Source organism: Pseudomonas sp. Pdm06 (assembly GCF_014851795.1).
In the GTDB taxonomy this organism is placed as follows: domain Bacteria; phylum Pseudomonadota; class Gammaproteobacteria; order Pseudomonadales; family Pseudomonadaceae; genus Aquipseudomonas; species Aquipseudomonas fluorescens_AA.
In genome coordinates, this window is record NZ_JACVAH010000007.1 from 245275 (window position 1) to 265781 (window position 20507).

The window sequence follows — 20507 nt, forward strand, 5'->3', positions numbered from 1 at the left end:
GTGCTTCAACTAAAAAGCCGCCTGGAAGGGCGGCTTTTTATTGCCTGTCTGGTACAAACGTATCAATTGGTTAGTTTTTCAAAGAGCGAGGAAGACCTGTCGTGAATCGTGCAATGGCTTCAGAAGGTGCAGCGGGCGTCGCCACGGCTGTCGCTGAAAGTGTTCAGTACCAGGGCCGCAAGGCCAGCCGACAGGGCAGTGAGCAGCGTCGCCAGGAGATTCTCGATGCGGCCATGCGCATTGTCGTGCGCGATGGCGTGCGTGCGGTGCGTCACCGCGCGGTGGCCGCTGAAGCGGGCGTGCCGCTGTCGGCCACCACGTATTATTTCAAGGACATCGATGACCTGCTCACCGACACCTTCGCCCAGTACGTGGAACGTAGCGCGGCGTTCATGGGCAAGCTGTGGTCCAACAACGAAGGCCTGCTGCGGGAAATGGTCGCCTATGGTGACGGCAGCACCCAATCGCGCTCGCAGCTGGCGGACGACATTGCCCGGATGACCGCCGACTACGTGCGGCATCAGTTGGACAGCCGTCGTGAATACCTGATGGCCGAGCAGGCCTTTCGCCAGGAAGCCCTGCTCAACCCGCGGCTGGCGGAGTTGGTGCGTTCCCACCAGCAGATTTTGCTGCACGGCACGTGTCAGTTTTTCCAGGTATTAGGCTCCCGCGAGCCGCAACAGGATGCCAAAGTGTTGACGGCGATTATCGGACGGATGGAATATCAGGGCTTGCTCAATGGCGCCGAGCCGGTAGCCGATGAAGATATGCTCGGCATCCTGACCCGCTACATGCACCTGGTACTGGCGTCGGTGTAATCCCGACGGGTTCACCACAGCTCTTGTGGCGAGGGAGCAAGCTCCCTCGCCACAAAGGCAAGGCGCCACCTGCCATAGGGAGTTCAAATGAAAGCCTGGCGTGCCGTTGTACTGGCCGTGTCGTTGCTGCTGCTCAGTGGCTGCCTGGTGTCGTTCAAGGCGCCGTTGCCTGACAGCGAGGCCGCGCCCGCGGGCCTGCTCGGCCACTGGACCAGCACCAATGCCTGGGGTGAACCGCTGAACCTGGAACTGACGCAGGTCGGCAAGCACCGCTACCAGGCCGTCAGCTACTTCAGGGCCAGGCCCCATGAGCGCGAAGCCATTCCCCTGACCGTCTCCCGTCACGGCAGCCGCTGGTACCTGTCGGCCAAGGTGCCGGCCCGCTATGGTGGCCATTTCCTGATCGCCGGTTTCGAATTGACCGATAAACAGGAACTGGTGGTCTACAACCTGGACCTGGAGCAGATCAACCAGGCCATCGGCCAGAAGCTCCTCAGCGGCCAGCCGAACCAGAGCGAGGAGGGCGAAGGCGTGTTGGTGGACAGCGACATGAACAAGGTTTTCAGCTACCTCGACGACCCGGCCAATTCCGATGTGTTCTCGGAAGCCGTGCGTTACCAGCGACTGGCCAAATCCCAATAATTGCTACAAGCGGACGTTTTTTCACAGGAGTTCCGGGTGGACGATTACCAGCAGACGATACGCACCTTGTCCGATCGCATTGTGCTGGCGCAAACGCCGATTCGCATCCTCGATGCGGTGAAGTGGGACGAGAGCATCCGCAAGGGGTTTCTCAAGGCCAAGGGCAAGGAAATGCCTGCGGTGGATCGCGACTATTACCTCAACCGGCCACTGTCCTTCGATTCCAGCAAGGTGAAACTGGAGTTCCAGAACATCGAGCGCGACATCACCCGACAACTGGGGCAGTTCAACCCGGTTGGCCAGATCATGCGCCGCATGTGCAAGGAATACCGCATGGTGGTGCGCATGCTCGAAGCCCGTGGCACCGAGGATTTCGGGCTGATCTCCCAGGAACTCTATGGCGCCGCCTCCGATGCCTTCCACGCCGGCGACCCGACCTTGGCCGACCTGGGCCTGATGCTCTCCGATTACCTGAATAACATCGATGGCCGTGGCGACCTCAAGGACGAGCCGAAAGTCCTCAGCGCCAAGGAAGCCGTCAACCTGTTGCAACACCGTCTCAACCGGGTGTTCGGCGAAGCCGAGGAAACCATCCGGGTGTTCGAGTCCGATGGCATCGTGGCCGACGCGGCGGCGGGCGCGGACTACATCAAGATCCGCACCGATGCGATGTTCAACGAACGCGATGTGCGGGCGCTGGAGGTCCATGAAGGGCTGGTGCACGTCGGCACCACCCTCAACGGCCTGAACCAGCCGATCTGCACCTTCCTGTCCAAGGGCCCGCCCTCGTCCACGGTGACCCAGGAAGGCCTGGCGATCCTGATGGAAATCATCACTTTCGCCTCCTACCCCAGTCGCCTGCGCAAGCTGACCAACCGCACCCGGGCCATTCACATGGTGGAGGAAGGCGCCGATTTCCTGCAGGTCTTCGAGTTCTTCCGCGAGCAGGGTTTTGAAATGGCCGAAAGCTACGGCAACGCCAGCCGGGTGTTCCGTGGCTCGGTGCCGACCGGGCTGCCATTCACCAAAGACTTGTCCTACCTCAAGGGCTTCATCATGGTTTACAACTACATTCAGCTGGCCGTGCGCAAAGGCAAGCTGGAGCAGGTGCCGCTGCTGTTCTGCGGCAAGACCACTCTTGAGGACATGCGCACGTTGCGCCAGTTGGTGGACGAAGGCCTGGTGGTGCCGCCCAAATACCTGCCCGAGCAGTTCCGCGACATGAACGCCCTGTCGGCCTGGATGTGTTTCTCCAACTTCCTGAACCACCTGAGCCTGGACCGGATCGAAGCGGATTATTCCAATATCCTTTGAACACAATACCCACCCCCCTGTGGGAGCGAGCTTGCTCGCGATAGCATCAGGACAGTCAACACAGCCGTGACTGACATACCGCTATCGCGAGCAAGCTCGCTCCCACAATGGGGTTATGTTTCAACCTTGATCTTGCGAGGTTTCACCGGATGCGAACCCTCGGCATCATGTGCCTGTTGCTGGCCCTGAGCGGTTGCAGTTCACTGCTGTTCTACCCCGAGCACGGCCTGCCGTTTACCCCCGAGCGGGCCAAGCTCGAGTACCGCGACGTCACCCTGACCACCGCTGACGGCCTCAAGCTCCGAGGCTGGTGGCTGCCCGTCAAACCAGGCGTGGAGGTCAAGGGCACGGTGCTGCATTTGCACGGCAACGGCGGCAACCTGGCCTGGCACCTGGGCGGGAGCTGGTGGTTGCCGGAGCAGGGTTACCAGGTGCTGATGGTCGATTACCGGGGGTACGGTGTGTCCGAAGGCGAGCCGAGCCTGCCGGCGATTTACCAGGACATCGACGCCGCGTTCCAATGGCTCGACCAGTCGCCCGAGGTCCAGGGCAAGCCGCTGGTGCTGCTCGGCCAGAGCCTGGGCGGCGCGCTGGCGGTGCATTACCTGGTGGAACATCCCCAGCGGCAACGGCAGCTCAAGGCCCTGGTGCTCGATGGCGTGCCCGCCAGTTACCGCGACGTCGGGCGGTTTGCCCTGAGCACATCGTGGCTGACCTGGCCGCTCCAGGTGCCGTTGTCGTGGCTGGTGCCGGACGGTGACAGCGCGATCAGTTCCGTGGCGCAATTGAATGGCGTGCCGAAATTGATCTACCACAGCCTGGACGATCCCATCGTGCCTCTTTCCAACGGTATCCGTCTGTATCAAGCTGCGCCGCCACCCCGGGTTCTGCAATTGACCCGTGGCGGCCATGTGCAGACATTCGCCGACCCGACCTGGCGCACCGTGATGCTGCGCTACCTCGACGACCCCCAGCACTTTGACGGCCTGCGCCGCCTGGGCGAAGTTCCGAACTATCCGAAATCACCCGTTGAATCACCAGAGAACCCGCAATGAGCGAAGAACGTAACGCCATCCCCCTGATCATCACCGGTATCTGCAGCATCCTCGGCACCGTTGCTGTGCTGTGGTACTACGGCTACCTGCACTTCGCCAAGCCCGAGGACGCGTTGCTGCTCAACCAATTCACCATGCTCAAGACCGTGCCGGGAGAGGACTACAAAGTCTCCCTGGAACCGGCCCCCCAAGTCGCCCAGTGCATAGATGGTGTGCTGGTGCTGTTCGACACCGAGCAGAAAGGCCTGACCGGTGTGCTGATCAACGAGAAGAAGCGCGCGGTGCGCTGCATGGGCCAGGAGACGCCGCAGAAGCTTCAGCCGTAACAATTTCCTGTGGGAGCGAGCTTGCTCGCGATAGCGGTGGATCAGTCTACACCTATGTCGACTGGCCTGCCGCCATCGCGAGCAAGCTCGCTCCCACAGGGGGATACGGCCGGCTCAACAAAATGTGTGCAGCCATTAAAAAGCCCCGCCTGATTGAAGTCAGGCGGGGCTTTTTTGTTGCACTCAGCCGATCAGTTGGCGCTCATGGTCGAGCGCGGGGCCACTGGCTGGTTGTCGTTGGAGATGGTCACTTCCACACGACGGTTCATGGCGCGGCCCGAGACGCTGGTATTGTCAGCCACCGGGAATTCCTTGCCGTAGCCCTGGGTCACGATACGGGCTGGGTCGACGCCCATTTTCACCAGCTCGGTGCGCACGGAGCCCGCACGGCGTTCCGACAGCGACTGGTTGTAGGAGTCCGAACCGGTGCTGTCGGTGTAACCTTCGATGATCACCTTACGGTCCGGGTTTTCCTGGAGGAACTGCGCCAGTTTGTTCACATTGACCAGGCCGCTGGAGCGCAGGTCGGACTTGTTGGTCGCGAACAGCACATCGCCGAAGGTCACCAGGGTGCCGCGTTCGGTCTGCTTGGCGTTCAGGCTGTCCTGCAGTTGCTTGATCTGCGCGTTGCGAGCGTCGAGCAGCGCACGGGCACGTTCGTCGCCAGCGTTTTTCAGCCCGGCTTCGGCGTTGCGCAGGGCGATGGTCTGCTTGGCCACTTCGACGCGCTGGTTGGTCAGGTAGGCCAACTGGTCGACCTTGGCTTCGTCTTCCTTGTCCAGGTAGGCCTTGTCGGCCTTGGCCAGGAAGTCCGCCGCGTCTTTGGTCTCCAGGGCCGCCACTTTAGTCGCCGCCGGGTCGGCCTGCAGACCGTTGTAGTTGGTCCGCGCCTGTTCCAGGTTCGCGTTCGGGTCATGGGAGCAAGCGGCCAGGGCTACGCAGGCAGCGAGCAGGGCGGGCATCATCAAGTGTTTGTGCATCATAGTCTGTCGTCCTTTTATCAATGAGAAGTACGTCGTGGCGTGAACGGTCTACTGAACCTTGTTCATGCCTTCCTGACGCAGTTCCTGAACCCCTTTCTGAGAATCCTTGAGTGCTTGTTCGGCCTTGGCGGCCTGGGCCTTGCGCTCGGCGACGCGGGCATCCCACTCGGCCTGTTCGGCCAGTCGCTTGGCTTCGTCGTACTTCTTGTCATGCATGGCGATTTCGGCTTGCTTCAGTTTGTCCTGGGCCGATTTCATTTCCACAGCGGCGAATTCGGTGCCGCCGGCGCTGACCGCGCTGTTGACCGCCGATTGGGTCACCGCGTACTGCTCGGACGGTGGATTACCGGCGCAACCGGCGAGAATGAAGCTGCTACCGATCGCCAGGGCAGCCAACTTCAAACCGCGCAGGCCAGTGGATGAGGGTTTGGCAGTGCAGGTATTCATAGGCTTCAACTCCATTGGAAAACTCCTGAGAAAACGACAAATCCATGCTGGGACCGAAACCGTGACGTCTGGTTTGGCGTTGGCGCCAAGGCGCGTTTATTTAAACAACCGTTCCAGTATGGTTACTCGGTGTGACCCGAGGCGTTTTTCAAAAGTTCAGCGAAGATGGCCATTCGCCAAAAGAATTACTGACTGATCGGTCAGTGACAGAAAAGCTGAACTTTCAGGGCGCGCAGCGGTATTCCCGGCGTAGGGAACGTGCGTTTTTTTGCAGGGCGCGTGTGTAGGAGCTGCCGAGCGAAGCGAGGCTGCGATCTTTCCCCTGCCGCTTGAGTCTCAAGCGAAAGATCAAAAGATCGCAGCCTTCGGCAACGCCTACAAAGGTTTCGCCGTAGGGAAATCAGTGTTTGGATTTGTCGTTCTGCGAGGAAAGTTCGTGCAGATGCCGACGGGACAACGCGAGGAATCGCGGGGTCGGGCCCACATCTTCGTACAGCGGGTCACCTTCTTCATCGGTGGCCACGACTTGCGAACCCTTGATATAGGGGAAGCTCGCTTCCAGCTCTTCCAGCGCCGCCCCGATCAGTTCACCCAGCAGTTCCTCGGGCTGGCGTTTGGGGTACATGTCGCAGATCGCTGCCAGGCGCGCGGCGGCTTCCACGTCCAGATGGATCGTGTAGCCGGTCTGGGTCAGGCGACCCTTGGCGTTTTCTTCCCAATGCTGGGCAAGCTCACGAATTTTCATGATGACCTCAATCAGCCTGCTCGTGGCAGGCGCGGTGAGTGACAAGCCGTTGTGTGGCTTACTCATGAGACTAGCTTTGTTGGACAAGGTTTAAAGTCCCTTCGTCGCTTGTCATAAGCGACGGGCATCGGCACTCTTCTAAGCCAAGAGCTGTCCGGACTTTTTTGCTGGAGAAATGCTGATGACCGATATCGATGCCCGCTTGCGCGAGGATGTCCACCTGCTCGGCGAACTGCTGGGCAATACCATCCGCGAACAGTACGGGGACACGTTTCTCGACAAGATCGAGCAGATCCGCAAGGGGGCCAAGGCTGACCGACGCGGCTCCGTGGACGCCGAACTCAGCGCCAGCCTCAACCAACTGAGCGAGGACGAATTGCTGCCGGTGGCGCGTGCGTTCAACCAGTTTCTCAACCTCGCCAACATTGCCGAACAGTACCAACTGATCCACCGTCGCGACGAGTCGCAACCGGCGCCCTTCGAGGCGCGGGTCCTGCCCGAGCTGCTCGCCCGGTTGCGGGCCGAGGGCCATGGTGCCGAGGCCCTGGCCCGGCAGTTGGGGCGCCTGGAGATCGAACTGGTCCTCACGGCCCACCCCACGGAAGTGGCTCGCCGTACGCTGATCCAGAAATACGACGCCATCGCCGCGCAATTGGCCGGCCAGGATCACCGCGACCTGACCAGCGCCGAGCGCGCGCAGATTCACGAACGGTTGCAACGCTTGATCGCCGAAGCCTGGCACACCGAAGAGATCCGCCGCACCCGGCCGACCCCGGTGGACGAAGCCAAGTGGGGGTTCGCGGTGATCGAGCATTCGCTGTGGCAGGCCATCCCCAATTACCTGCGCAAGGCCGATCAGGCCCTGCATGCCGCCACCGGCTTGCGTCTGCCGCTGGAGGCCGCGCCGATCCGCTTTGCCTCGTGGATGGGCGGCGACCGTGACGGCAACCCGAATGTCACTGCCGCCGTGACCCGCGAGGTGCTGTTGCTGGCGCGGTGGATGGCGGCGGACCTGTACCTGCGTGACGTCGACCAACTGGCGGCCGAGCTGTCCATGCAAAACGCCAGTGAGGCCTTGCGTGCCCAGGCCGGCGACAGCGCCGAACCGTATCGCGCCGTGCTCAAGCAATTGCGTGAACGCCTGCGCGCCACCCGCAACTGGGCCCACGCCTCCTTGAGTGCCGCCACGCCACCCAGCGCCGAGGTGTTGCAGCACAACCGCGAACTGTTGGACCCCTTGGAGCTGTGCTACCACTCCCTGCACGAGTGCGGCATGGGCGTGATTGCCGACGGGCCGTTGCTCGATTGCCTGCGCCGGGCGGTGACCTTCGGCTTGTTCCTGGTGCGCCTCGATGTGCGCCAGGACTCGACGCGTCATAGCGCTGCCATGACGGAAATAACCGACTACCTGGGCCTGGGCCGCTATGAGGATTGGAACGAGGAGCAGCGCATCAGCTTCCTGCTCGAGGAGCTGAACAACCGGCGCCCGCTGCTGCCGGCCCATTTCAAACCCTCGGCCGACACCGCGGAAGTGTTGGCGACGTGCCGGGAAGTGGCGGCGGCGCCGGCGGCGTCCCTGGGTTCCTATGTGATCTCCATGGCTGGCGCGGCTTCCGATGTCCTCGCCGTGCAATTGTTGTTGAAGGACGCCGGCGTGTTGCGGCCGATGCGGGTGGTGCCGCTGTTCGAAACCCTGGCCGACCTGGACAACGCCGGGCCGGTGATCGAGCGGTTGTTGTTGCTGCCCGGCTATCGCTCACGACTGCAAGGCCCCCAGGAAGTGATGATCGGCTATTCCGACTCGGCCAAGGATGCCGGAACCACGGCGGCGGCCTGGGCACAGTATCGGGCCCAGGAGCGGCTGGTGGACATCTGCCGCGAGCAGCAAGTCGAACTGCTGTTGTTCCACGGGCGTGGCGGCACCGTGGGCCGTGGTGGCGGTCCGGCGCACGCGGCGATCCTGTCCCAGCCACCCGGTTCGGTGGCCGGGCGTTTCCGCACCACCGAACAAGGCGAAATGATTCGTTTCAAATTCGGCCTACCGGACATCGCCGAACAGAACCTCAATCTTTACCTCGCCGCGGTGCTTGAAGCGACGTTGCTGCCACCGCCGCCACCCACGCCGCAGTGGCGGAACTTGATGGACGAACTGGCGGCCGACGGCGTGAGTGCCTACCGCGCCGTGGTGCGGGAGAACCCACAATTCGTCGAGTACTTCCGCCAGTCCACCCCCGAGCAGGAACTCGGGCGCCTGCCCCTGGGCAGCCGTCCGGCCAAGCGTCGGGCCGGCGGCATCGAAAGCCTGCGGGCGATCCCGTGGATCTTCGGCTGGACCCAGACCCGCCTGATGCTGCCGGCCTGGCTCGGCTGGGAAACCGCGCTGAGCAAGGCCCTGGAACGCGGCGAAGGTGAGTTGCTGGGGCAGATGCGCGAGCAATGGCCGTTCTTCCGGACCCGCATCGATATGCTGGAGATGGTGCTGGCCAAGGCCGACGCCGATATCGCACGCTCTTACGACGAGCGTTTGGTGGAACCTGAGCTGCTGCCTTTGGGTGCGCATTTACGCGACCTATTGTCGCAGGCCTGCTCGGTGGTCCTTGGCTTGACCGGTCAGTCGCAGCTACTGGCACATAGCCCAGCCACGCTGGAATTCATTCGCCTGCGCAACACCTACCTCGACCCGTTGCACCTGTTGCAGGCCGAACTGCTGGCGCGCTCGCGGCAGCAGGATGTGGCCCAGGGCAGCCCCGTGGAACAGGCGTTGCTGGTGTCTGTGGCGGGAATTGCCGCCGGTTTGCGCAATACCGGCTAACATCATGCAGCGCACCGAAACGGCTCGTCCGGCGTTCCCGGGCGTTGCCCGCTGGGGGAGGGGGCAGGTCGAGCAGGCGACAGTTTGTTGTTCGGTTGCGACGCTCGCCACCCCCTCCGAAGGTCGTATCGGGCGCGGGTTCCTCCGACTTTCGGCGGCTTGTGTGGGTCGGGCCTGCTGTGTATCTTGATCAGCCTTTGGCCGTTTGGGCGGTCACGATCCTGTTTTTCGAAGATTGGCCCCACGAGGCGAATCCGAGCGTTTTACATAAAAAAATTGAGGAGCACATCGATGCGCGTCATTCTGCTGGGAGCTCCCGGGGCCGGTAAAGGTACTCAGGCAAAGTTCATCACCGAAAAATTCGGTATCCCGCAAATCTCCACTGGCGACATGCTGCGTGCCGCGGTCAAGGCGGGCACTCCACTGGGCGTTCAAGCCAAGAGCATCATGGATGCCGGCGGCCTGGTGTCGGATGACCTGATCATCGCCCTGGTCAAGGATCGCATCGCTCAACCCGACTGCGCCAATGGCTTCCTGTTCGATGGCTTCCCGCGCACCATTCCCCAGGCTGAAGCCCTGGTGACTGCTGGTGTCGAGCTGGATGCGGTGGTTGAAATTGCCGTCGAAGACGAGGAAATCGTCCAGCGCATTGCCGGTCGACGCGTTCATGAGCCTTCCGGTCGCGTTTACCACACCGTCTACAATCCGCCGAAAACCGAAGGCAAGGACGACGTGACAGGTGAAGACCTGGTGCAACGCAAGGACGACACCGAAGAAACCGTGCGTCATCGCCTGTCGGTCTACCATTCCCAGACCAAGCCGCTGGTGGATTTCTACCAGAAACTGTCGGCTGCCAATGGCAAGCCGAAGTACAGCCACATCGAAGGCGTCGGTTCGGTTGAAGCGATCACGGCCAAGGTGCTTGCAGCCTTGAGCTGAAAAGTCTGATCAGCTGCATCAACTACGGCCCGCTTGCGGGCCGTAGTTGTTTATACTGGCGCACTTTTTTCCCACCTGATTTACGGACACATCGATGAGCACCTTGCTGGCCCTGGACACCGCGACCGAAGCTTGCTCCGTTGCCTTGCTGCACGACGGCAAGGTCACGAGCCATTACGAGGTGATCCCGCGCCTGCATGCGCAGAAACTGTTGCCGATGATCCAGCGACTGTTGAGCGACGCCGGGACGAGCTTGCAGGCGGTGGACGCGATTGCCTTCGGTCGCGGGCCAGGGGCTTTTACTGGCGTGCGCATCGCCATCGGTGTGGTGCAGGGGCTGGCCTTTGCCCTGGAGCGGCCGGTGTTGCCGGTGTCGAACCTGGCGGTGCTGGCCCAGCGTGCCTTGCGCGAACAGGGGGCCCGCCAGGTCGCAGCGGCCATCGATGCGCGCATGGACGAGGTGTACTGGGGCTGCTACCGCGAAACCGACGGCGAGATGCGCCTGGTGGGTTCTGAGGCGGTATTGCCACCCGAGGCCGCGGCGTTGCCAAGCGGGGTCGACGGTGACTGGTTTGGCGCCGGCACCGGTTGGGGCTACGGCGAGCGCATCGCCGTCAGCCTGACCGGCCAGGACGCTACCCTGCTGCCTCACGCCGAAGACTTGCTGGCCCTGGCCCGCTTTGCCTGGGCACGCGGCGAAGCCATTCCAGCCGATGATGCGCAGCCGGTGTACCTGAGGGACAAGGTGGCAACGCCCAAGTCCGAGCGGTAACTCGACAGCGACGGGTATTCAAGCGAACACCGTTGTGGCGAGGGAGCTTGCTCCCGCTGGGGCGCGAAGCGGCCCTAAAGTCTCATTCGCACCGTTCTGGTCCGGGTATTGGGGCTGCTTTGCAGCCCAGCGGGAGCAAGCTCCCTCGCCACAAAGTCATTTGCGCCTCCAGAAGTCACACTCAATATTGCCAGTCGTCACTTTTTCGGCCCGTTTTTAAACCTTTTTGACTTTATGTGTTCTAGTTATCACTTGCGCATTTGCGCGGCTGCGAAAGTGCCGCTAAATTGCCATCATTGATACCGAGCATTCTGTTATGCGTATAGACGGCTTTTCATCCCAGTCCTACCCCATCAAGCGTCGGCCTCGTGCGGGTAAAGCCACTGAGCCGGAAAACTTCGATGACATCGAAGGCGACCTGGAGTTTCCGTCCGAGGAGCAACTGGCCGCCCGCGCCGCCAAAGCTTCCGCGCAACGCCTGAGCAATCTTCCCGCCCGTCAGCAAGACATGATTTATCACCGTGCGATGAGCCGCAGTGTCGCCACGGCCCTGGCGAGCTACCTGAGTACCGCCGGTTTCGTCGATTGGGATATGGAAGTGCTGGGACTCGATCTCTACATCTGATGGTCTTGCCTTACTACCTGGGCTGTCCGTCCTGGAGCGAAAACGCCTGGCGCGATTACCTTTATCCCCAGGACGCCAAAAGCACCGACTTCCTCGATCTCTATTCCCAAGTGTTCAATGCCGTGGAAGGCAATACGACCTTCTATGCCAGCCCGTCTGCGGCCACGGTCCAGCGCTGGGCCGACATCATGCCCGAGCACTTTCGTTTCACCGCCAAGTTTCCCGGTGACATCAGCCACAATGGCGATTTGCGCGAGCGCCTGACGGCCACTGAAACCTTCCTGCAATTGCTCAGCCCCCTGGGCGAGCGCGTCGCGCCGTACTGGCTGCAACTGTCCAAGGCCTTCACCCCGAATCGGTTAGCGGAACTGGCAGGGTTCATCGACGCCTTGCAGCGCCCCTTGGCCGTGGAAGTCCGTCACGATGAGTTCTTTGCCAAGGGCGACGCCGAGCGGCGCCTCAATCGGCTGTTGCTCGATCGCGGCGTCGAACGCATCTGCCTTGATCCCCGGGCCTTGTTCAGTTGCACCTCCCTTGATCCCGCCGTGCTTCACGCGCAATCGAAAAAGCCCCGCGTGCCGCCCCGGCCGGCGGCGTTCACGCAATGTCCGCAAGTGCGCTTCATCGGCCATCCGGTGCTGGAAGCCAACGAGCCGTTCCTGACGCCCTGGGTGGAGAAAATCGCCGGTTGGATCGAAGAGGGCCGCACGCCTTACATCTTCCTGCACACTGCCGACAACCGGCTGGCGGCCCGGCTCGCGCAACGCTTTCACGAGCGTTTGATGAGTCGATTGCCTGGCTTGCCGGCCCTGCCTGCGCTATATAGAGAGCCCGCCGCCGAGCAACTGGGTTTGCTCTGAGGCCCACTCCCTCTTTGTTCAGGAGCGAACTACATGGATGCGCAAACTCGTCGAGCCCAGGCGTTCAAGGCCTTGCACGAACGCGAAGGGGCCTTTGTCATTCCCAACCCGTGGGATGCCGGTTCGGCCAAGATGCTGGCCAGCCTCGGCTTTGAAGCCTTGGCGACCACCAGTGCCGGTCACGCCTTTTCCTTGGGCCGACCCGATGGCGCGCTGGGCCTGGAGGACACGTTGGCTAACGTGCGGGCGATTGTGGCGGCCACTGACCTGCCGGTGGCCGTCGACCTGGAGAACGGTTTTGCCGATGCCCCCGAGGACTGCGCGCGTAACCTGCTCCGTGCGGCGCAGGCCGGTGCGGTGGGTGGTTCGATCGAGGATGCCACGGGGCGTGAAGACAGTCCGATCTATTGCTTCGACCACGCTGTGGCGCGGGTCAAGGCGGCCGCCGAGGCCGTGCGCAGCTTGCCGTATCCCTTCCTGCTGACGGCCCGGGCGGAAAACTTCCTGCACGGCAATCTGGATCTGGACGACACCATTCGCCGCTTGAAGGCTTTCGCGGACGCGGGGGCCGACGTGCTGTACGCCCCAGGGCTGAGCAGCGCCGGGCAAGTGCTCGCGGTGGTGCAGGCCGTGGCGCCGAAACCGGTGAATGTACTGATGTCCGGGGCGCTGGACCTGACCGTCGCGCAGTTGAGCGAGTTGGGCGTCAAGCGCATCAGCGTCGGGTCGGCGCTGGCCCTGGCCGCGTATGGCGAGTTCTTCCGCGCCGCCGAGGAAATCCAGGAGCAGGGCACGTTCACCTTCACGCGCCGCTCGATGCCGTTCAAGCAGGCCAACCAATTATTCAAGGGTTGATGCCCGAGGCATTGTCGTGCGGTTTTTGAAAGCTCTTGCGATCGTGGCACTGCTCGTTGGCGTTGCCGTGCTGGCGGTATGGCGTGGCTGGGTGGCGCTGCCGCCCCAATGGAATCCCTGGGCGCCCTTGGACGTCAATCTCGCGCCCAACCTGCTGACCCGCTTCAAACTCATGGCCCTGCGCAACGACCCGCAGCTGTGTGACCAGGCCCTCGCCACCTCGGGGCTGCGTACCGCGCGCCAGGCCGACAGCGGCGCCAATACGACATGCCCGTTGACCAACGTGTTGAGGGTGCAGGGCGGTGAGGTGGCGCTGAGCAGCAGTTTCCTCGCCAGTTGCCCACTGGCGGTGGCGTTCGCGCTGTTCGAGCGCCATGGGTTGCAGCCGGCGGCGGTGGCGGCCTACGGACAGAGAGTGACGCGAGTCGATCACCTCGGCAGTTTCGCCTGCCGCAACATGTACGGTCGTGAGAGCGGTGCGCGTAGCCAGCACGCTACCGCCAGTGCGTTGGACATCGCCGGGTTTCGCCTGGCCGATGGGCGCACGATCAGCGTGCTCAGGGACTGGCCCAAGGACAATGCCGATGCGCGCTTTCTGCGTCAGGCACGGGACGGTGCCTGCGATATGTTCAGTGTGGTCTTGAGCCCGGATTACAACGCGGCGCACCGCAACCATTTTCATCTGGACGTGGGGCCATGGTGGATCTGTCGCTGATCAGGCGGCGATGCGCAGGTTCTGCAGCACGATCGGACGCGCCCAGCGGGTGTCGAAGTCCAGTTGTTTCTGTTGCGCCACCCGTTCTTCTTCCGGGAAAGGTGGGAACGGTTTGTCCAGCAGGTCGAGTTCGAACTCGGCGATCGGCAGATGCAATGGGCGCGGTTGTGGCGCCGGGCCTGGTTCTGGCAGCGGTTGGCCGGCGGCGAGGACGAGTGGGCGAACCCAGTTGCTTTCGAAGGTCTGCTGTTTTTGCTGGGCGGCGATTTCTTCCGGCGGGAAGGGCGGGAAGGGCTTGTCCAGCAGGTCGAGTTCGAATTCGGCGATGGGCAGGAACAGCGGTTCAGGCGGCTTGACCGGCGTTTCGGTCACTTCACAGGTGCGCTGGCTGACGATGTGCGCCAGCAGCTCGGCGCCGAGGGTCGGTTCAACAGTCTCATCGAGGGGGGCAGGCTGGTAGCTGCCAGGCGCCGGTGCGTTATCACCCAGTTGATCGGCCAGGGCCCGGGCAAAAAAATCCTGCCACAGGTGACTGACGCCGCTCAGCGCTTGGGTGTTACGCAGGCTGTAATCGCCGTAAGGGGAGATAACGCCTATCGATGTGGATTGAATGTCTGACATTTTTCTCGGTCGACGCTCAGCTCTGGCAAAATGCCGTTCACCGTTGTTATCGGCCGTTTTTGCCGATCCTTAATTTTTTGAGCATGTTTCCATGAGTGAGCAACCCGCGGCCTGCCGCATCCATGTCGAGGCCCTGGCCCCGGCCTTCCAACCGCAGGCCGAACACTGGGCCGAGCGGCTTGGCCTGCCTTTGCAAGTGGACGATGGCGAGTTTGCCTTGCAGGTCGGTGAGCAGGGTTTGCAATTGCAGCAGTTGGGCCCGGATGCACCCGGGCCGGTGCGCGTGGACTTCGTCGAAGGCGGTGCGGCCCATCGGCGCTTGTACGGCGGCGGCAGCGGCCAGATGATCGCCAAGGCGGTCGGCATCGCCCAGGGTGTGCGTCCGCGGGTGCTGGATGCCACGGCCGGGTTGGGCAAGGATGCGTTTGTGCTGGCCAGCCTGGGCTGCGACATGAGCCTGATCGAGCGCCAACCGCTGATTGGCGCCTTGCTGGAGGATGGCCTGGCCCGTGGGGCGGAGGACTTCGAGGTGGCGCCGATCGTGGCGCGCATGCGTTTGCTCAAGGGCAATTCCATCGAGGTGATGCGCAACTGGGAAGGCGAACCGCCCCAGGTGATCTACCTCGATCCGATGTTCCCTCATCGTGAGAAAACCGCCCTGGTGAAGAAGGAAATGCGCCTGTTCCGCCCCCTGGTGGGCGATGACCCGGACGCCCCGGCGCTGCTCGCCGCGGCCCTGGCCCTGGCGACGCACCGGGTGGTGGTCAAGCGCCCGCGCAAAGCCCCGTGCATCGAAGGGCCGAAGCCGAGCCATGGTCTCGATGGCAAATCCAGTCGCTACGACATCTACCCGAAGAAAGCGCTCAAGCCTTGATCTGTGGGAGCAAAGCTTGCTCGCGATGAACGATGACGCGGTCCTTTGGGAAATCACGCCGCCGCCATCGCGAGCAAGCTTTGCTCCCACAGGCCCACCCCAGTCAGAAAGAACGGTGGCAGGCCTAAGGCCGATAAGCCCGCATGAACAACCCCACCACTTCCTGCACATGAGCCTCGGCCGCTTCCGGTTCCTGGGGTTCACCGCAGCCAGACAACAACCGGAAATTCGCCGCGCCCTTGATCAGGCAGAAGAAATGCTCGGCGGCATTACGCGGTTTATCGATGCTCAGGGCACCGCTCTGGTTGACCTTGGTCAGCAGGCGCTCCATGCCTGAGAGCATCCGCTGTGGGCCTGCTTCGTAGAAAATCGTCGACAGCTTCGGGTCCTGGCTGCCCAGGGCCATGATCAGCCGATGCAGGTTCAGGGATTCGGCGCTGTTGATCAGTTGGTTGAACCCGCGGGCGATGTTCAACAACACCTGTTCGATCGGAACGCCGTCGGGCCATTCATAAAACAGCGGCGGCACCTGCTCTTCGCATTTGGCTATCACGGCAGCGGAAAACAGCGTCTCCTTGTCGTTGAAATGGCTATAGACCGTCAGTTTAGAAACCCCGGCCTCGGTGGCGACGGCGTCCATGCTGGTATTGGCATAACCCATGCTCAGGAACAGGCGTTTCGCCGCGTCGAGAATTGCCTGGCGCTTGGCCAGGTCCTTGGGGCGACCAGGGCCGCTGGGGGGTGAAGGATTGTTCGACATTTCTTCGCTTTAATACTGGACTGGTGAGTTTGCTATTAATAACATACTCACCAGTATAATTATTCCAAGCACCATTAGCGAAAGGTCACTCGTCATGTTCCGCTATGCCCTGCCCCTCGCCGTGCCAGTCGCCCTGGTTTTTTTATTGTCTGCGTGTGGTCATGACGAACCGGTGCCCGTCGCCGTGCGCCCCGCCATGGTGGTCAAGCCCGAGCCGTCGGCCCAGGCGATGGACAGTTACCCTGGCGAAGTGCGGGCCCGTTTCGAGCCCGACCTGGCCTTTCGCATTGGCGGCAAAGTGAGCCGGCGACTGGTGGAAGAGGGGCAGCGGGTCAAGGCCAATCAACCGTTGGCCGAGCTCGATCCCGAAGATGTGCGCCTGCAACTGGAAGCGACCCGTGCCCAGGTCGCCGCCGCCGAGGCCAACCTGAACCTGGTCCGCGCCGAGCGTGACCGCTATAAAACCTTGATGGAGCGGCAGATGGTCAGCCGCTCCCAATACGACAACGCCGAAAACCTTTATCGGTCCGGCACCGCACGGCTCAAGCAGATCAAGGCCGAGTTCGATGTCGCCAACAACCAGGCCAGTTATTCGGTGTTGCGTGCGCCCCAGGATGGCGTGGTGGCCCGGCGTTCGGTGGAAGTCGGGCAGGTGGTCTCGGCCGGGCAAACCGTCTTCACCCTGGCCACCGACGGTGAGCGTGAGGTGCTGATCAGTCTGCCGGAACAGGGGTTTGGTCGGTTCAAGATCGGCCAGCCGGTCTCGGTCGAACTGTGGAGCCAGCCCGATCAGCGTTTCAGCGGGCGTATTCGCGAACTGTCACCCGCCGCCGACCCCAAGTCCCGTACCTTCGCCGCCCGCGTGGCCTTCACCGCCGGCAGCGTTCCGGCCGAGTTGGGCCAGAGCGCGCGGGTGTTTATCCAGACCGCCGACAAGGTGCCGCTGTCGGTGCCCTTGTCGGCTCTGACGGCTGAGAACGGCGCGACGTATGTCTGGGTGGTCAACGCCAACAACACCTTGAAGAAAGTCCCGGTGCGGGTCGGCGCCTTCGGCGAAAAGACGGTGCCGGTGCTGGAAGGCCTCAGCCCCGATGACTGGGTGGTGGCTGCCGGCGTGCATGTGCTCCTCGACGGCCAGCAGGTGCGGCCGGTGGATCGCTCCAACCGCGTGGTCAACCTGACGGCCAAGGAGTAATCCGCAATGGGTTTCAATCTTTCCGAATGGGCGCTGCGTAACCGCCAGATCGTACTGTTCCTGATGCTGTTGCTGGCCATCGTTGGCGCGCTTTCCTACACCAAGCTCGGTCAGAGCGAAGACCCGCCGTTCACCTTCAAGGCCATGGTCATCCGCACCAACTGGCCAGGCGCCACGGCCGAGGAAGTTTCGCGGCAAGTCACTGAGCGCATCGAAAAGAAGCTGATGGAAACCGGCGACTACGAAAGGATCGTCTCGTTCTCCCGGCCAGGGGAATCCCAGGTGACCTTCATGGCCCGCGACTCCCTGCATTCGGCGCAGATCCCCGAGCTGTGGTACCAGTTGCGCAAGAAGGTCGGCGATATCCGCCACACCTTGCCGCCGGGTATCCAGGGGCCGTTCTTCAACGACGAGTTCGGGACCACCTTCGGCAATATCTACGCACTGACCGGCGACGGCTTCGACTACGCCGTGCTCAAGGACTACGCCGATCGCATCCAGCTCCAGCTGCAGCGGGTCAAGGACGTGGGCAAGGTCGAGCTGCTCGGCTTGCAGGACGAGAAGATCTGGATCGAGTTGTCGAACGTGAAGCTGGCGACCCTCGGCCTGCCCTTGGCCGCAGTCCAGCAGGCCCTTGAAGAGCAGAACACGGTTTCCACTGCGGGCTTCTTCGAGACTGGCAGCGAGCGCTTGCAGCTGCGGGTTTCGGGGAATTTCCAGACGGTGGAAGAGATCCGCAACTTCCCGATCCGGGTCGGCGATCGTACGTTCCGCATCAGCGACCTGGCGGATGTGCGCCGTGGTTTCAACGACCCGCCAGCGCCACGCATGCGCTTCATGGGCGAGGACGCCATCGGCCTGGCCGTGGCGATGAAGGAAGGCGGGGATATCCTGATTCTGGGCAAGGCCCTTGAAGCCGACTTTGCCCGTATCCAGAACACCCTGCCGGCCGGCATGCAATTGCGCAAGGTTTCGGACCAGCCGGCGGCGGTGAAGACCGGGGTCGGTGAGTTCGTCCAAGTGCTGGTGGAAGCGCTGACGATTGTGTTGCTGGTGAGCTTCTTCTCCCTGGGGCTGCGCACCGGGATGGTGGTGGCCCTGGCGATTCCGCTGGTGCTGGCGATGACGTTCGCCGCCATGTACTACCTGGGGATCGGCCTGCACAAGATTTCCCTCGGCGCGCTGGTATTGGCCCTGGGGCTGCTGGTGGACGACGCGATCATTGCGGTGGAGATGATGGCGATCAAGATGGAGCAGGGCTTCGACCGGATCAAGGCCGCCAGCTTCGCCTGGACCAGCACCGCATTCCCGATGCTCACCGGTACGTTGATCACGGCGGCGGGCTTCCTGCCGATCGCCACCGCGCAATCGGGCACTGGCGAATACACCCGTTCGATTTTCCAGGTCGTGACCCTGGCGTTGCTGGCATCCTGGGTGGCCGCCGTGGTGTTCGTGCCGTACCTGGGGGAAAAGCTCCTGCCAGACCTGGCGAAAATTCATGCGGCCAAACATGGCACGACTGACGGCCAGACCGACCCTTACGGCACGCCGTTTTATCAGCGTGTCCGGCGAATGGTGGAATGGTGCGTGCGTCGGCGCAAAACCGTCATCCTGCTGACCGTGCTGTTGTTCGTCGGCTCGGTGGTGTTGTTCCGGTTCGTGCCGCAACAGTTCTTCCCGGCATCGGGGCGGCTGGAGCTGATGGTCGACTTGAAGCTCCAGGAAGGCGCCTCCCTGAGCAATACCGCCGAGCAGGTCAAGCGCCTGGAAGCGCTGCTCAAGGACCATGCCGGCATCGACAACTACGTGGCCTACGTCGGTACCGGTTCACCGCGTTTCTATCTACCGCTGGATCAACAACTGCCGGCTTCCAGCTTTGCCCAGTTCGTGGTGCTGGCCAAGACCATCGAAGACCGCGAGCCGTTGCGCAGTTGGTTGATCACCACCCTGAACGAACAATTCCCGACCCTGCGCTCGCGGGTCACGCGCCTGGAAAACGGCCCGCCGGTCGGCTATCCGGTGCAGTTCCGCGTCACGGGTGAGCACATCGAAGAAGTCCGGGCCCTGGCGCGGAAAGTGGCGACGAAAGTTCGCGAAAACCCCTACGTGGTCAATGTGCACCTGGATTGGGAAGAGCCAAGCAAGGTGGTGTACCTGAACGTCGACCAGGACCGCGCCCGGGCCCTGGGTGTCAGCACCACCGACCTGGCGAGTTTCCTGCGCAGCTCCCTCACCGGCTCCAGTGTCAGCCAGTACCGGGAAGACAACGAACTGATCGAAATCCTGCTGCGCGGTACGGTGCATGAACGCACCGAGCTGTCGCTGCTGCCGAGCCTGGCGGTGCCAACCGACAACGGCCAGAGCGTGGCCCTGTCGCAGATCGCGACCCTGGAGTACGGCTTCGAAGAGGGCGTGATCTGGCACCGCAATCGCCTGCCGAGCGTGACCGTGCGGGCCGATATCTACGGCAAGGAGCAACCGGCGACCCTGGTCCAGCAGATCTTCCCGACCCTGGAGCCGATTCGTGCCGAGCTGCCGGACGGTTACCTGTTGGAGGTGGGCGGTACGGTAGAGGATTCGGCCCGCGGCCAGAAATCTGTGAATGCCGGTGTGCCGTTGTTCATCGTGGTGGTGCTGACGTTGCTGATGCTGCAACTGCGCAGTTTTTCCCGCACGGCCATGGTGTTTCTAACCGCTCCCCTGGGGTTGATCGGCGTCACGCTGTTCCTGTTGGTATTCCGCCAGCCGTTCGGCTTCGTCGCCATGCTCGGCACTATCGCGCTGTCGGGGATGATCATGCGTAACTCGGTGATCCTGGTGGACCAGATCGAACAGGACATCAAGGCTGGCCTGGCGCCCTGGCAGGCGATCATCGAAGCCACGGTGCGCCGCTTCCGCCCGATTGTGCTCACCGCACTGGCCGCAGTGCTGGCGATGATCCCTCTGTCACGCAGCCTGTTCTTCGGGCCGATGGCGGTGGCGATCATGGGCGGCTTGATCGTGGCCACGGCGTTGACGCTGTTGTTCCTGCCGGCGTTGTATGCGGCGTGGTTCAGAATCAAGAAAACCTGAACCGATCCAGCGACCAGCGCAGATCCAATGTGGGAGCGAGCTTGCTCGCGATAGCGGTGCAACAGCCAACAAAGATG

The 20507-nt window shown here is 62.4% G+C and carries 20 protein-coding genes; 15 read left to right on the forward strand and 5 right to left on the reverse strand.

The window, feature by feature from the left end; all coding sequences use genetic code 11:
• The first annotated feature begins 101 nt into the window (after nt 1-101).
• The 5 genes from IB266_RS14125 (at nt 102) to IB266_RS14145 (ending at nt 4155) form a co-directional block, all read left to right on the forward strand.
• Nucleotides 102-818, forward strand: a complete 717-nt coding sequence (locus tag IB266_RS14125; protein WP_192261553.1) for a TetR/AcrR family transcriptional regulator — start codon at nt 102-104, stop codon at nt 816-818.
• 87 nt (nt 819-905) lie between these two features.
• A complete protein-coding gene (locus tag IB266_RS14130; RefSeq protein ID WP_192261554.1) occupies nt 906-1460 on the forward strand; it encodes a hypothetical protein in 555 nt (184 codons plus the stop codon).
• 36 nt (nt 1461-1496) lie between these two features.
• On the forward strand, nt 1497-2774 hold the full coding sequence (locus IB266_RS14135; protein WP_192261555.1) for a flavohemoglobin expression-modulating QEGLA motif protein: 1278 nt from the start codon (nt 1497-1499) through the stop codon (nt 2772-2774).
• Nucleotides 2775-2923: 149 nt separating this feature from the next.
• The gene (locus IB266_RS14140; protein WP_060739028.1) at nt 2924-3829 is read left to right on the forward strand and encodes an alpha/beta hydrolase; all 906 of its coding nucleotides are present in this window, start codon (nt 2924-2926) and stop codon (nt 3827-3829) included.
• On the forward strand, nt 3826-4155 hold the full coding sequence (locus tag IB266_RS14145) for a hypothetical protein (protein ID WP_030139524.1): 330 nt from the start codon (nt 3826-3828) through the stop codon (nt 4153-4155). The genes IB266_RS14140 and IB266_RS14145 overlap by 4 nt, the downstream gene beginning before the upstream one ends.
• Before the next feature lie 191 nt (nt 4156-4346).
• On the opposite strand, the gene IB266_RS14150 is transcribed toward IB266_RS14145, so the two are convergent.
• The 3 genes from IB266_RS14150 to IB266_RS14160 form a co-directional block, all read right to left on the reverse strand.
• On the reverse strand, nt 4347-5135 hold the full coding sequence (locus IB266_RS14150) for an OmpA family protein (protein WP_192261580.1): 789 nt from the start codon (nt 5133-5135) through the stop codon (nt 4347-4349).
• A gap of 51 nt (nt 5136-5186) precedes the next feature.
• Complete coding sequence (locus IB266_RS14155; protein ID WP_003198164.1) at nt 5187-5600, reverse strand: DUF4398 domain-containing protein; 414 nt, start codon at nt 5598-5600, stop codon at nt 5187-5189.
• A 385-nt stretch (nt 5601-5985) separates the two neighbouring features.
• Nucleotides 5986-6330: a hypothetical protein gene (locus IB266_RS14160; protein ID WP_003198166.1), complete on the reverse strand. Its 345-nt coding sequence runs from the start codon at nt 6328-6330 to the stop codon at nt 5986-5988.
• Nucleotides 6331-6511: 181 nt separating this feature from the next.
• Here IB266_RS14160 and ppc point away from each other — a divergent pair, with 181 nt between their 5' ends.
• The 7 genes from ppc (at nt 6512) to IB266_RS14195 (ending at nt 13908) form a co-directional block, all read left to right on the forward strand.
• A complete protein-coding gene (gene ppc, locus IB266_RS14165; RefSeq protein WP_192261556.1) occupies nt 6512-9142 on the forward strand; it encodes a phosphoenolpyruvate carboxylase in 2631 nt (876 codons plus the stop codon).
• 291 nt (nt 9143-9433) lie between these two features.
• Nucleotides 9434-10081 (forward strand): adenylate kinase, encoded by a 648-nt coding sequence (gene adk / locus IB266_RS14170; RefSeq protein WP_192261557.1) that lies wholly within the window; start codon nt 9434-9436, stop codon nt 10079-10081.
• 94 nt (nt 10082-10175) lie between these two features.
• Entirely contained in the window at nt 10176-10853 is a 678-nt protein-coding gene (gene tsaB, locus IB266_RS14175) for a tRNA (adenosine(37)-N6)-threonylcarbamoyltransferase complex dimerization subunit type 1 TsaB (protein WP_192261558.1), read from the forward strand.
• A 316-nt stretch (nt 10854-11169) separates the two neighbouring features.
• Entirely contained in the window at nt 11170-11478 is a 309-nt protein-coding gene (locus IB266_RS14180) for a hypothetical protein (protein ID WP_192261559.1), read from the forward strand.
• Nucleotides 11478-12338 (forward strand): DUF72 domain-containing protein, encoded by an 861-nt coding sequence (locus IB266_RS14185; protein WP_092442256.1) that lies wholly within the window; start codon nt 11478-11480, stop codon nt 12336-12338. Before IB266_RS14180 ends, IB266_RS14185 begins: the two co-directional genes overlap by 1 nt.
• Before the next feature lie 33 nt (nt 12339-12371).
• The gene (locus IB266_RS14190; RefSeq protein ID WP_192261560.1) at nt 12372-13193 is read left to right on the forward strand and encodes an isocitrate lyase/PEP mutase family protein; all 822 of its coding nucleotides are present in this window, start codon (nt 12372-12374) and stop codon (nt 13191-13193) included.
• A 16-nt stretch (nt 13194-13209) separates the two neighbouring features.
• The gene (locus tag IB266_RS14195) at nt 13210-13908 is read left to right on the forward strand and encodes an extensin family protein (RefSeq protein ID WP_103307893.1); all 699 of its coding nucleotides are present in this window, start codon (nt 13210-13212) and stop codon (nt 13906-13908) included.
• On the opposite strand, the gene IB266_RS14200 is transcribed toward IB266_RS14195, so the two are convergent.
• Nucleotides 13909-14529: an energy transducer TonB gene (locus IB266_RS14200; protein ID WP_192261561.1), complete on the reverse strand. Its 621-nt coding sequence runs from the start codon at nt 14527-14529 to the stop codon at nt 13909-13911.
• 91 nt (nt 14530-14620) lie between these two features.
• Here IB266_RS14200 and IB266_RS14205 point away from each other — a divergent pair, with 91 nt between their 5' ends.
• Nucleotides 14621-15403, forward strand: a complete 783-nt coding sequence (locus tag IB266_RS14205) for a class I SAM-dependent methyltransferase (RefSeq protein WP_092253813.1) — start codon at nt 14621-14623, stop codon at nt 15401-15403.
• 124 nt (nt 15404-15527) lie between these two features.
• Here IB266_RS14205 and IB266_RS14210 read toward each other — a convergent pair whose 3' ends face one another.
• Entirely contained in the window at nt 15528-16163 is a 636-nt protein-coding gene (locus IB266_RS14210; protein ID WP_192261562.1) for a TetR/AcrR family transcriptional regulator, read from the reverse strand.
• Nucleotides 16164-16257: 94 nt separating this feature from the next.
• Here IB266_RS14210 and IB266_RS14215 point away from each other — a divergent pair, with 94 nt between their 5' ends.
• Both IB266_RS14215 and IB266_RS14220 read left to right on the forward strand, forming a co-directional pair.
• Nucleotides 16258-17358 carry an efflux RND transporter periplasmic adaptor subunit gene (locus IB266_RS14215; protein ID WP_103307891.1) on the forward strand — a complete coding sequence of 367 codons (1101 nt, stop codon included), beginning with the start codon at nt 16258-16260 and terminating at the stop codon, nt 17356-17358.
• A gap of 6 nt (nt 17359-17364) precedes the next feature.
• A complete protein-coding gene (locus tag IB266_RS14220; RefSeq protein WP_192261563.1) occupies nt 17365-20430 on the forward strand; it encodes an efflux RND transporter permease subunit in 3066 nt (1021 codons plus the stop codon).
• Nucleotides 20431-20507 lie beyond the last annotated feature (77 nt).